9 protein-coding genes are annotated in these 12019 nt (G+C 44.6%); 6 read left to right on the top strand and 3 right to left on the bottom strand.

The window, feature by feature from the left end:
• Positions 1-433 precede the first annotated feature (433 nt).
• From PL85_RS13825 to cobO, 5 genes are all read left to right on the top strand, one after another.
• Complete coding sequence (locus PL85_RS13825; protein ID WP_115339656.1) at positions 434-982, top strand: sigma-70 family RNA polymerase sigma factor; 549 nt, start codon at positions 434-436, stop codon at positions 980-982.
• Entirely contained in the window at positions 975-1700 is a 726-nt protein-coding gene (locus PL85_RS13820; protein ID WP_088721089.1) for a DUF3379 domain-containing protein, read from the top strand. The genes PL85_RS13825 and PL85_RS13820 overlap by 8 nt, the downstream gene beginning before the upstream one ends.
• A gap of 246 nt (positions 1701-1946) precedes the next feature.
• The gene (locus PL85_RS13815) at positions 1947-3221 is read left to right on the top strand and encodes an outer membrane protein transport protein (RefSeq protein WP_115339655.1); all 1275 of its coding nucleotides are present in this window, start codon (positions 1947-1949) and stop codon (positions 3219-3221) included.
• Positions 3222-3522: 301 nt separating this feature from the next.
• Positions 3523-4797, top strand: a complete 1275-nt coding sequence (locus PL85_RS13810) for an outer membrane protein transport protein (protein WP_115339654.1) — start codon at positions 3523-3525, stop codon at positions 4795-4797.
• 129 nt (positions 4798-4926) lie between these two features.
• Positions 4927-5532, top strand: a complete 606-nt coding sequence (gene cobO / locus PL85_RS13805; protein ID WP_010320670.1) for a cob(I)yrinic acid a,c-diamide adenosyltransferase — start codon at positions 4927-4929, stop codon at positions 5530-5532.
• Positions 5533-5593: 61 nt separating this feature from the next.
• Here cobO and PL85_RS13800 read toward each other — a convergent pair whose 3' ends face one another.
• The 3 genes from PL85_RS13800 to apbC all read right to left on the bottom strand — a co-directional run bounded on the left by PL85_RS13800 (position 5594) and on the right by apbC (position 9712).
• Positions 5594-7720 carry an AsmA family protein gene (locus tag PL85_RS13800; protein ID WP_115339653.1) on the bottom strand — a complete coding sequence of 709 codons (2127 nt, stop codon included), beginning with the start codon at positions 7718-7720 and terminating at the stop codon, positions 5594-5596.
• An 81-nt stretch (positions 7721-7801) separates the two neighbouring features.
• Positions 7802-8443 (bottom strand): uridine kinase, encoded by a 642-nt coding sequence (udk, locus tag PL85_RS13795; RefSeq protein WP_010320672.1) that lies wholly within the window; start codon positions 8441-8443, stop codon positions 7802-7804.
• Positions 8444-8635: 192 nt separating this feature from the next.
• Positions 8636-9712: an iron-sulfur cluster carrier protein ApbC gene (gene apbC, locus PL85_RS13790; protein ID WP_115339652.1), complete on the bottom strand. Its 1077-nt coding sequence runs from the start codon at positions 9710-9712 to the stop codon at positions 8636-8638.
• Between the two features lie 155 nt (positions 9713-9867).
• Between apbC and metG the strand changes: the two genes are divergently transcribed.
• Positions 9868-11934, top strand: a complete 2067-nt coding sequence (gene metG / locus PL85_RS13785; RefSeq protein ID WP_013857253.1) for a methionine--tRNA ligase — start codon at positions 9868-9870, stop codon at positions 11932-11934.
• Positions 11935-12019 lie beyond the last annotated feature (85 nt).

Below are 12019 nucleotides of genomic sequence, written 5' to 3'. Positions count from 1 at the left end.
CAACACCGCTGCGGCTTCAAGTAGGAAGGGTATATAAGCAAAAAAAAACCACACAATAATGTGTGGTCGGAATATATAAAGCAATTAACTTACGCCAATTGAAATAATCAGTTTCCTGATTAGGAGAAAGTAAAGTCAGCCTTCAAAAGGAAGTGTCATCTTGCTCAACATGTTAGTCGCAATGACTAACGAGATGACAAGGTGTACTATAGCCACTTCGTGCTATGAGATTTTGAAGTAGATCAATTTTATATTGATTTATTCCATACTATGAAATTAAAAAGCCGTCGACGCTTGAATTGATGTTACCGAACAACTTGAACGGATCGAAAGCGAACGAATACGCGAAGCGTTCATCGCAAGACGACCATAAAATGGCCTAAACAAAGAAGAAATCACAGAGCAAACGGAGACTCATGTGTCGATAATAACCATGTTTGGAAAGAAAAAGTCCAGCAGCCCGGTCAATAATAATATTGACAGACAGAGAAAATATGAAACGCTTGTGCGTGCTTATCACCGAGATCTTTTTCGTTATGCCTATTGGCTATGTAAAGATAAAAGCATTGCTGAAGATTTAGTCCAAGAAACCTGCTTGAGGGCTTGGAAATCTCTCGATAGCTTACTCGACGAGAAAGCGGCCAAATCGTGGCTTATAACTATTCTTCGTCGCGAGAACGCGCGCCGCTTTGAGCGCAAGCAGTTTGAGTTGGTCGATATTGATGACTACAGCGGTGACGTAAAAGTCAACGATGATCCTCATCATCAACAAGAGTGGTTGCAGGCACAGATAATGAAGCTGGATATTGAATACCGCGAACCTCTTTTCCTACAAGTCATTGGTGGTTTTAGTGGTGATGAAATTGGCGAGATCCTCGAACTCAATAAGAACACGGTCATGACTCGTCTGTTTCGAGCTCGTAATCAATTAAAAGAACAATTGGATTCATCAGAAGCGTATAAGGGGCAGCAAAATGGATGAATTAGAATTTCGCCGCCGAGTTATGTCCGATCCAAAACAGCATGACCAAGAGATTATCCAAGCGGCATCCACTAGTGATACTAATCGTCAGTTCCTAGAGGACATATTGAGCTTAGATGCAACGATTGCTACTGCAATGAATGTAGACGTGCCTGACGATCTCGCAGACCGTATTCTATTTAGTCAAACCACAATGGCAAGCAATGTCATCCGACCTACTTTTGCCAAGCAAGCGATGACATTGGCTGCATCGATTGCTTTTGTGTTTGGTTTATTGGTTGGCCAAATCAATTGGCGAAATGTGCTCATTCCACAGGCGCAGGCAAGCCTAATGGACACCGCCATCAAACACGTCATTGATGAAGAAGGCTTTGTCAACCAACTGGATGAACAAGTGAATTCAACGCAGATCAACGCCAAAATGCTGCCATTCGCTTATCAGTTAAGCAGTAACTTCCCTTACCACGTTTATTACCTAAACCACTGTGGTTTTGGCAAGGCAAACGCTCTGCACATGGTTTTTCAAGGTGAAAGCGGGAAAGTGACGCTCTTTTTCACAGGCATTGCCAGTGAACAAGCCGTGAACTTTAATGAGCAAGGCATGGCAGGAATCATCGAACCCGTCGGTGATGCTAGCCTGATCCTTGTCGGTGAAAATGGCGAAGATGTCACGAACATCGCTAAAAAACTAATGCCTATGCTAAAACCTTCCCATTAAAACCATTCCTGGCCTGTATATAATGCAGGCCAGGTTCCCTAGACAAAAGTAGAGCTTAAACTCTATAAATAAGCATTTTCCGCCTTTTTCCTGCCAAATAGACATCATTTCTGCAATTTTATCATTCAATTAGACAATGGTCGGATTTCTATCTTCTATACTTGCCTCTAGTATCAGCCACCAATTGAGCATTTGCTCAAAAACAACGTCCATTAGAGGCGATGAAATCAAAAAGGAAAAAGCACCATGAACAAGACGCGTCTGTTTAAAAAATCGTTACTTGCCGTAACGGTAGCTCTCGCTTCACAACAAGCACTGGCAGCGGGCTTTCAGCTCAATGCACAATCTGCGACTGGCCTAGGTCGTGCATTTGCTGGTGATGCTGTTATTGCCGATAACGCATCGGTGATGGCTCGTAACCCTGCCGCAATGGCGTTGTTTGATGAAACCTCACTCTCTTTGGGCTTTGAATCCATAACGACAAAAATTAAAGTCAAGGATGCGAAATACTGTGGTACAACTTGCCAAGTTGCACCACAGCTATCGGCTCCAAAAAACGCAAATTATGATGAAGCAGGCGGTACATCTATTGCTCCAAATATCCATCTCATTGTCCCTCTCAATGATAAGTTTGCGTGGGGCGTCAATGCCTATTCTAACTTTGGTACAAAAACTGAATTTTCAGATAGTTACTCTGCTAGTGAATATGGCGGTTTAACAGACGTCAAGAGCTTTAACTTAGGCCTTGCTGGTTCTTACAGAATAGACTCTCAATGGAGTGTTGGCGCTGGACTAGATTTAATCTATGGTAAAGGAACCATGAAACGTACGGCTAGTTCTGATGTCGCAAGTTTGGGTGGTAAAGATTTAGTCAACGTAGATGGTGCTGATGTTTGGGCTATCGGATTCAACTTTGGTACTGTCTTCGAGCTAGACGAAAATAACCGTTTCGGTGCCGCGTATCATTACAGTCCTGAAATGGAAGCAAAAGATGATAAAGGACAAAAAATCAATTTACCATTGCCTGACCTTTTTGAGTTTTCTGGATTCCATAAAATAAAAGATACCAATTTTGCAGTTCATTACAGCGTACAATGGATCGGCTGGAGCACATTTGATCAAATTGAATTTAGTGACCTCAAAAACTCCCCACTAGGTTCTACTTACAACAAACCATATAAATGGCAAGATGGATGGCATTATGCTATTGGCGGAACGTATTATTTAAATACAGATTGGACTTTACGTGCTGGTTATATGTATGACACCAGCGCTCAAGATTCATTAACGTCAGTATCAGTACCTGACTCTGACCGCCAATGGTTCTCTGCTGGCTTTACTTATAACCTAGATGAAAAATCAAATATTGATTTTGGTTTCACCTACTTACTGGGTGATGATGTACAAGTATCTGAAGGAACACCTAATCCTCTTGGTTCACCTCAATATCTTTCAACTCTGACGGCAACGACTCACGCAGATGCAATCCTAGTCGGCTTACAATATAGCCGCAGCTTCTAAGCGCAACGTTTATTAGCATAGCGTCAATAAAGGGCTGGTTTTCCAGCCCTTTTTAATGCTTGTAATATCATCTCCTCGCCTAATTCAGCTAACAACTGTACCTTTTTGGCCTTAAACCACACTACAAGTGTTCGCCAAAAATCAGAAACACTTTTGCAACAAGCAGAGTATTACGCTTATAATTCAACTATAAGTAGATTTAAATTTCAAAAACAATAAATTCACTGCTTTATATTTTTAAAGTATTCGCTCTAACCTTAAAATTCCCACACCGAATTCAAATATTTCAGCGAACATTATGATGAAATCAAATAAAACTCTTCTTTCACTCGCAGTGGCATGTGGACTATTCAGCGTATCAAACGCATCTCAAGCCGCCGGTTTCCAATTGGCAGAATACTCTGCAACGGGCCTTGGGCGTGCTTACGCCGGTGAAGCGGCTATGGCTGATAACGCCAGTGCACAATGGCGTAACCCTGCCATGCTGACTTATTTGAAAGGTACGCAAATTTCTGTTGGTGCAATTTACGTTAATCCGAATGTTGATGTGAATGGAAAAATCAACGGCGCATTAGAAGCAAGCTCAAATGACTTCGCAAATGATGCCGTCATCCCCAATTTTTACCTCTCACATCAAGTGAACGATAAAATGGTGCTAGGTTTAGCACTCGGTACTAACTATGGCATGGAGACCGAGCTTGACCGTAATTTCAGCGCGAGCCACTTTGGTAATCAAGCGATGGTTAAAACAATGGAAGTCAATGCCAACATCGGCTACCAACTCACTGATGCGGTTACCGTTGGCGGTGGCATTCGTTATGTGATTGGAGAAGGCCATTTCGGTGCGACCTCTCCGGCTCAAACTAAGCCTCTTCCACAAGGTACAACACTAAAGTACATGGAAGGTGAAGATAAAGCTTGGGGTTGGCAAGTGGGTACGGCATGGCAGATCAATGATAGCAATCGCATTGGCTTTACTTATAAATCCGAAGTTGACCTAAAGCTTACTGGCACAGCGAATATATTTTCGAAAGAATCGGGCAAGGTAGTGAATGATACAGGTTCAATGATGCTCACTATGCCTGCCACCGCTGAACTGGCTAGCTACCACCAACTAAGTGAACAGTTGGCACTGCATGCCAGTATTAACTGGACCGATTGGAGCAGTTTCGAAAAGCTTGAAGCGGATTTAAACACTCTTGGCTCGGTGATGGTTAAAGAAGAAAACTGGGAAGACAATTACCGTTTTGCTCTGGGTGCGACTTACCAAGTCGATGCAAAATTAGCACTGCGTACAGGCATTGCTTACGATATGGCGGCAGTTAACGATAAAAACCGTACCATTACCATCCCTGAAACTGATCGAACTTGGTTAAGCGTTGGTGCGGAGTATGCCTTCACGGAGCAATTCACCATAGACACTGGCTTTACTTACATTTTTGCCAAAGATGCCAACATTGTGGAATCTCGTGGTTATGCTTCAGATGATGCAGCGCAAGCCGTTGGAGGCCAATTTTCTGGTACAACGACGGGTAATGTTTGGCTTATCGGCGTACAAGCCAATTACCGCTTCTAAACTCATTAGAAACACACCAGAAGGCCAGAGCACTGCTCTGGCTTTTTTATTCCTTGTAATTTCGATGGTTTTTGCTGCCGAGTAGTTGAGCTATGATAGCGGCAACGCTATTAATGAACAGGATTGAGCATGTCGACTGAAGAAATTAAAAATGAACGCCATAAGGCGAGGCAACAGAAAGTAAAAGAGCAAGTCGATGCACGAATTGCCGCGGCCCAGCAAGAGAAAGGGTTGTTATTGATCATTACCGGCAATGGCAAAGGGAAATCTACCTCAGGTTTTGGCACCATTGCGCGCGCTGTTGGCCACGGTTTGAAATGTTCGGTAGCCCAGTTCATTAAAGGAACCTGGGAAAACGGTGAACGTAATCTGCTTGAAAAACTGGGCGTCGAATTTCAAGTCATGGCGACGGGCTTTACTTGGGAAACGCAAAACAAAGAAGCCGATACCGCAGCGGCGCAAGGGGTTTGGCAAGAGTGCAAACGCATGCTTAAAGATGAGTCGATTGATGTGGTGTTGTTTGATGAGCTGACCTACATGGTGAGCTATGGCTATATCGAATTAGACGAAGTGATTGAAGCCTTAACAACACGGCCAGCAATGCAGTCGGTGGTGATCACGGGCCGAGGAGCACACCGCAGCTTGATTGAAATCGCCGATACGGTGTCGGAAGTCAAAAATGTGAAACACGCCTTTGAGTCGGGCATCAAAGCACGAAAAGGCATCGACTGGTGATAAAAAAGCCTCCTCTAAATCGAGGAGGCTTGATCAATCATAATGAAATCAACCCAGTAAATTACTTAAAAAGACTTTTTAATAAGCCATCAACCGCTTTCTTGGTTTTCTCGTCTTTTATCTCAACGCCGAGCTTTTCCAAGCCACGGTCAATCTCTTTTTCCGCTTTTTGTCTTAACACATCATCAAAAACCAATTTGAATTTAGGATCGCTCCATTGCCCTGAGATGTTGATAGGAATCGTGACGTCTCGCAACTCATCAATGTCTTTGCCACCTTGCCCCTCTAGCGTTCCCACCACAGAAGTGCTCACCAAAAAATCAACCGTTTGTTGCAGATAATTCGCTTTACCCTCACCACGAATACGCAACAGTGGTGATTGCATGGCGAGGTTATTGGTGGTGACTTCCCCTTTGTTCAATTTCAGCGTAGCGGTCATGGCGCTAAAATCGGTTTTCTTCACTGGGTCGTCATCAACTTTCTTACCTTTAATTTTGGCGTAATTGCTACGGATAAGGTGAGCAACGTTAATACCATTGACTGCACCATCGGCAAAGTTGATGTTCACGGTTCCGACAAGGTTTTGTTGAATGCCCGTTGGCGTCAAACTGCGACCTTTTACATCCACATAGATGTTACCCGTGCCTTGTAACATCTCATTATTGAGTACATCTTTTAATAGCGGCAGCACCTGTACTCCCTTAACGCTTTTTTTAGCGCTATAAGTGGCAGGTACTTTGGTTGCATCCAGTTGAGCGGTCGCCTGAATAGTACCTTGGTAAAGGTTGGCACTGAATGAGGTTAAATTCACGATGCCACGATCGACGCTAAAGCTGGTTTGCACATTCTGTAATCGAGCATTATTAGCTTTGAACTTGTCTATGGTGACCTTGCCTTGCACATCCAACGTTTTTAATGCACTGAGATCCGGTTCCACTTCAGCACTCACCATCGCAGGCGCAGCTGACGTTGAGCCTGACGATGCCTTACTTTCACTCACGGCACTGCTTGCCGTTGCTGGATTCGCAAGCCCTAAAAATTCATCCAAATCGATATTTGGGCTATGCATATTGACGCGGATTTTAGGGATCTCAGCCAACGTCACTTTGACATCACCATCAAATTCTAATGCATTTGCGGTTAATTTACTGAGTAAGACATCCAGTTGGTTTTTAGAGAGATCAAAATGAATGTTCGAAGTTAAACCGATCTGCATTGGGCTTTGTGGCAAACTGGTTCCTTCTAGATTGGTATCCAGCACCAGCGTATCAATCTTCACCAAGCTCATGGCTTTATCGAGAGTCAGTTGCGCACTCCCCTTCGCATCAAGTTTTAAATCCGCTACCTTTCCTTTCACGCTGAATGACAGCGCATTCTTCTTATCAAACTCGAACGTGGCTAATTCAATCTTCGCAGAATCAATCTGGTTTGATGGGTCACTAAAGCTCGCATCAAGCACAACGTTCTTCACCGCATAATCCTTGAAACCAGCGGCTAATTTGAATTCAGCTCGCCCTTCTGCGGCAAAGTTTTGTTGGTTATTTTTACCTTTGGCGGCAAAAGTTGCTGACGTCCATTTGTCCACCGCAAACTCTGAAAGATTGACCGCCACATCATACAGCTTGGTATGTGTACCGGCTTTGCGGTCTTGTATTTCCAGTAATGCGTTTTCGACGCTAACGCCCGCTAAGTTAATCGTCCACTCTTGAACAGGGTTGCTCGCATTGACGCTGCTTGTCTCTTCTTGTGCTGGTTTTGTTTCGTTTACGGCGGAAGAGGCGGCTGGTTGAGGCGCGGCTTGAGTTAAGCTATCTAAGTTTGAACGGCCATCTTTAAGGGTTTCAAGATGGAACTCAGCACCATTTAGGCGGATGTTGCCAATTTCCAGTTGCTTATCCAGCAATGGCATCACCGAAATTTCAATACCAACTTGATCGACTTTAAACAGGTTTGGAGCGCTGAAACCTTGTGGATTTCTGAGTTCAGTTTTGCCCAGTTCAAAGCCAAGCGAAGGGAAGAAACTCCAACTGATATCTCCTTCAATGACTAAGTCCAACCCCGTTTTCTGTTTGGCTTGTTCTACAATCAAGGGCTTAAATTGGTTAGGATTGACCAACAGGACAAGTGCGAGCGCGGCAGCGATTAACGCACCGATAATAATGGCAATGAAAAGAAACAGTTTTTTCATCAGCTTTTTCCTTGCTTAATTAGAAAAAGAAAGTGGCACCTAAAGTGCCACTTGTCTGCTTAAAAATAAAGACCACAAAAGTTAAGATTTCAACAATTTCGCGATGTGGGCTTTTAATACATCAATGGCGATACGGTTTTTACCGCCACGAGGAACGATAATGTCCGCGTACTGTTTTGACGGTTCGATAAACTGCATAAACATAGGGCGAACCGTTTTTTGGTATTGCTTCAATACCGAATCCATGGTGCGGCCGCGCTCTTCTACATCACGCTTCACTCGGCGTAATAAACAGATATCCAGCGGAGTGTCCATAAATACGGTCGCATGCATTAAGTCACGTAAACGTGGGTCTGTCAGCAGTAAAATACCTTCTAAAATAATCACTTTCTTGGGTGTTAATAGCGTTGTATTCGCGGTGCGAGTATGCTCAGTGTAGCTGTACTCTGGCACTTCAACCGCTTCGCCACGGGTTAATTGTTCTAAATGTTGGCAAAGTAGATCATGGTCAAGTGCATTCGGGTGGTCGTAGTTTGTCTTAACGCGCTCTTCCATACTGAGATGGCTTTGGTCGTTGTAATAGCAATCTTCCGTAATCACACCAATTTGGTGGTCGCCTACTTTGGCACGAAGTTCGTTATAAATCGTGCTCGCAATCAGGCTTTTTCCAGAAGCTGAAGCGCCAGCAATACCTACGATGACGCATTGATTATTCTCAGACATTATTTTTGCACCCGGTGATGGTTTGGTGATGAAAATAGATAAACTGCCCGATTATAGGGACTTCAACCACCTGATACCAGTCTCGATTTAGACTTTGGAAGAGGTTTGAATAACAAACTACCAAGCAAACGTTTTCGTCGTATTTCAGAAGAGATCACCACAGTGCTACTTTCATAGCACTGTGGACCAACACTAGTCTACCAATGTAAAACTGATTGCATCTGGCTTAGGCTTTCCTTGCCAATATAGGCTTGAACAGACTCGTTCCGCCAGTTGAAGATAACGCTGTGTATGCTCACTTTCTGGTTGAGCAACCACGGTAGGACGACCTTGGTCGATGTCTTCACGCAGGGCAATGTGCAGAGGAATTTGTGCAAGCAGCGCCAACCCATATTCACAGGCCAGTTTCTGCGCGCCACCGACACCAAAGATATGCTCTTTCTCTCCACAATGACTGCAGATGTGATAGCTCATATTTTCAATAAGCCCGATAACCGGAACGTCGACTTTTTCGAACATGGCCGCCCCTTTGCGCGCATCCGCTAGTGCCAGATCTTGCGGAGTGGTGACGATCACCGCGCCCGTTACCGGAATTTGTTGTGACAAGGTGAGTTGAATATCACCTGTCCCCGGTGGCATGTCGATGACCAGATAATCCACATCTGGCCACTCGGTTTCATTGAGCAGTTGCGCCAGTGCTTTCGATGCCATCGGCCCGCGCCAAATCGCCGCTTCAGATTTATCAACCAGATAGCCAATCGAATGACTGAAAATGCCAAATGCCTCAACTGGCTGCATCCACTTATTATCACGCACATCTGGCTTTGCTTCTTGCTTGCCAAGCATCATCGGCACTGAAGGGCCATAAATATCCGCATCCAACAAGCCAACTTTCGCCCCAGATTGAGCAATGGCTAGAGCAAGATTGACGGCGGTGGTTGATTTGCCGACGCCCCCTTTGGCTGAAGTCACCGCAATAATATTTTTAACACCATTAACACTATGAGCGACCGTCGTCGCTAGCGCTTTCGGCGCAATGATTATCTCAACACTGAATGGAGCAAGCGCATCGGTTTGCTGCTTGGAGATGACCCATTCGGAAAGCTCATCCAGCAGATTTTTAGCGGCAAATGGAATATGAACCGTCAAACGTCCCGCTGTTGTAACCGAAACCCAATGAGGTTGGTTTGCCCACCCCGCAATAAGATGAGGGTGTTCAAATTGGTTTAACCAATCGCAAAAATCTTGTTTAGATGTGAACGGCTGCATAGCTTCTCCTTTTTGCTCATGCTATCACTCTCTATTGTCAGACTGAACCCCAAAAAAGTTGCGGGATTCCTTAGGCTCACGCCTTGGAGTCGCTCGCTGCATAAGGTAGTATTGGTCTCTATTTTTCATACCTATCAAAAAAGCGAATATTAAGTATGGCGACTGACCCAAGAAACGTTTCTTCAAGGAAACTGCTGGTAACTTGTGCCCTTCCGTACGCTAACGGTTCGATCCACCTTGGTCATATGCTTGAGCATATCCAAGCTGACATTTGGGTTCGTTACCAACGCCTACGCGGCAACACTGTAAACTTCATCTGTGCAGACGATGCTCACGGCACGCCAATTATGCTTAAAGCACAACAGATGGGTATTACACCTGAAGAGATGATCGCCGCAGTAAGTGAAGAGCACCAAAAAGATTTTGCAGGTTTTGATATCAGTTTTGACAATTATCACAGCACTCACAGCGAAGAGAACCGCGAGCTGGCTTCTCACATTTATCTTGAGCTGAAAAAAAATGGCTTCATTTCAAGCCGCACCATTTCTCAGCTGTTTGACCCAGAAAAAGAGATGTTCTTGCCTGATCGCTTCGTGAAAGGCACTTGCCCAAAATGTAAGTCAGAAGATCAATACGGTGATAACTGCGATGCGTGTGGCGAAACCTATAGCCCAACAGAGCTTATCAACCCGAAATCGGCCGTTTCTGGCGCGACGCCAGTAATGAAAGATTCTGAGCATTTCTTCTTTGACCTTCCTCAATTTGAAAGCATGCTCAAAGAGTGGACTCGCTCTGGCTCGCTACAAACAGAAACCGCCAATAAAATGCAAGAGTGGTTCGAAGGCGGCCTGCAACAGTGGGATATTTCACGTGATGCGCCATACTTTGGCTTTGAAATCCCCGGCGAAAAGAACAAATTCTTCTACGTGTGGTTAGACGCGCCTATCGGCTACATGGGTTCATTTAAAAACCTATGTAACAAACGCGATGACTTAGACTTTGACGAATACTGGAATAAAGACAGTAAAACCGAACTGTACCATTTCATCGGTAAAGATATTGTTTACTTCCACAGCCTATTCTGGCCAGCGATGCTTGATGGCAGTGGTTTCCGTAAGCCTAATAACGTCTTCGTACACGGTTATGTCACAGTCAATGGCGCGAAGATGTCGAAGTCTAAAGGAACGTTTGTCAAAGCAAGCACTTACTTAAACCACCTAGACCCAGAATGCTTACGCTACTACTACGCCGCAAAACTCAATAGCCGCATCGACGATCTTGATTTGAACCTTGAGGATTTCACCCAACGTGTGAACGCCGATGTGGTCAATAAAATCGTCAACCTTGCATCGCGTAATGCAGGCTTCATCACCAAACGTTTTGAAAATCAGTTGTCTGCAACCTTTGCCGAACCAGAGCTGTACGCAGAATTTGCCGCAGCAGCGGATCGCATTGCTGATCTTTACGAAAGCCGTGAATTTAACCGTGCTATTCGTGAAATCACCGCATTGGCGGACAAAGCGAACCAATACGTGGATGAAAAAGCGCCTTGGGTTGTGGCTAAACAAGAAGGTCAAGAGCAAGAGCTACAAGACATTTGCTCAGTGGGTATCAACCTATTCCGCGTGTTAATGACTTACTTAAAACCTGTAATGCCAGCACTAGCGGCGCGCACCGAAGCATTCTTAAACCAAGAACTCACTTGGGAAGGTGTACAAACACCATTAACAAGCCATACGCTCACGCCATTCAAAGCGCTGTTTAATCGCATTGATCCGAAACACGTTGAAGCGATGATTGAAGCGTCTAAAGAAGAAGCGGCAGCAGAAAAAGCTGCGATTGAGAGCGCGCAACCAACCACAGTTGAAACTGAGCTAAGTAAAGACCCTATTGCTGCTGAAATCGAATTTGATGATTTTGCCAAAGTGGACTTACGCGTTGCTAAGATCATCGCTTGCGAAGCGGTGCCAAAAGCGGACAAATTGCTCAAATTCCAATTGGATATTGGTGGCGAAACTCGCCAAGTGTTTTCAGGTATTAAAGCCGCTTATTCACCCGAAGAGTTAGTAGGCAAGTACACTGTCATGGTAGCGAACCTCAAACCGCGTAAAATGAAGTTTGGTATGTCAGAAGGCATGATCTTAGCCGCAGGCCCTGGTGGCAGCGAGCTATGGATTCTTGAGCCACATGAAGGTGCTCAAGCTGGCATGCGCATCCTGTAATACATCAATCTTCACGATAGCATCCCCAACACACTCTGTGTTGGGGATTTTTTATCACCATACTGCTCAAAATCGATCCAGCTCA

Origin of the sequence: Vibrio anguillarum (assembly GCF_001989995.2) — a bacterium.
GTDB classification, from domain to species: Bacteria; Pseudomonadota; Gammaproteobacteria; order Enterobacterales; family Vibrionaceae; genus Vibrio; species Vibrio anguillarum.
This window is presented reverse-complemented; position numbering and strand designations above follow the sequence as displayed.

What these genes read in the sequence shown, in the direction of transcription:
- PL85_RS13825 (WP_115339656.1), top strand. Translation starts at nt 434, where the DNA reads ATGTTTGGAAAGAAAAAGTCCAGCAGCCCGGTCAATAATAATATTGAC.
- PL85_RS13820 (WP_088721089.1), top strand. Translation starts at nt 975, where the DNA reads ATGGATGAATTAGAATTTCGCCGCCGAGTTATGTCCGATCCAAAACAG.
- PL85_RS13815 (WP_115339655.1), top strand. Translation starts at nt 1,947, where the DNA reads ATGAACAAGACGCGTCTGTTTAAAAAATCGTTACTTGCCGTAACGGTA.
- PL85_RS13810 (WP_115339654.1), top strand. Translation starts at nt 3,523, where the DNA reads ATGAAATCAAATAAAACTCTTCTTTCACTCGCAGTGGCATGTGGACTA.
- cobO (WP_010320670.1), top strand. Translation starts at nt 4,927, where the DNA reads ATGTCGACTGAAGAAATTAAAAATGAACGCCATAAGGCGAGGCAACAG.
- PL85_RS13800 (WP_115339653.1), bottom strand. Translation starts at nt 7,720, where the DNA reads ATGAAAAAACTGTTTCTTTTCATTGCCATTATTATCGGTGCGTTAATC.
- udk (WP_010320672.1), bottom strand. Translation starts at nt 8,443, where the DNA reads ATGTCTGAGAATAATCAATGCGTCATCGTAGGTATTGCTGGCGCTTCA.
- apbC (WP_115339652.1), bottom strand. Translation starts at nt 9,712, where the DNA reads ATGCAGCCGTTCACATCTAAACAAGATTTTTGCGATTGGTTAAACCAA.
- metG (WP_013857253.1), top strand. Translation starts at nt 9,868, where the DNA reads ATGGCGACTGACCCAAGAAACGTTTCTTCAAGGAAACTGCTGGTAACT.